1 protein-coding gene is annotated in these 536 nt (G+C 49.4%); it reads left to right on the forward strand.

Translation table 11 applies throughout. The features are described from left to right. On the forward strand, nucleotides 1-536 hold a 536-nt coding region (locus tag FE394_RS19470; protein ID WP_319927962.1), incomplete at both ends, for an inverse autotransporter beta domain-containing protein.

The raw sequence follows: 536 nt of genomic DNA on the forward strand, positions 1-536 counted from the left end.
GGTTATGACATCAATGGTGAATTTTTCCTGCCGGCCTACCCTAATCTGGGCGGGAAACTGTCCTATGAGCAATATTTTGGTGATAACGTCACCCTGTTCAACCGTGACACCAGACAGAAAAACCCGAGTCTGGCTAAAGTCGGCGTCACTTACACCCCCATTCCGCTGTTCACCATGGGGGTGGATTATAAACAAGGGGAAAGGGGTTACAGCGAAGCCCAGCTTCTGGCCAATTTAAATTATAAATTTGGCGTACCTTTCCACCTACAGCTATCGCCGGAAAACGTCGCGTCTATGCGGACATTAGCGGGCAGCCGTTATGATTTGGTGGAGAGAAATAACAACATCGTCCTTGATCACCAAAAACAGTCCCGCCTGCAACTTTCTTTACCCCACACCCTTGTGGGCTATAGCCATGAAGCACAGGATCTTGCTGCAACCACTAACGCCAACGATACCGTCAAATGGCAGGAAAATAGCGCATTTACACAACATGGCGGAAAACTGACGCCGGGGGCCGGCAATAAATTCACCCT

This window comes from Xenorhabdus littoralis (genome assembly GCF_033949345.1).
GTDB classification, from domain to species: domain Bacteria; phylum Pseudomonadota; class Gammaproteobacteria; order Enterobacterales; family Enterobacteriaceae; genus Xenorhabdus; species Xenorhabdus littoralis.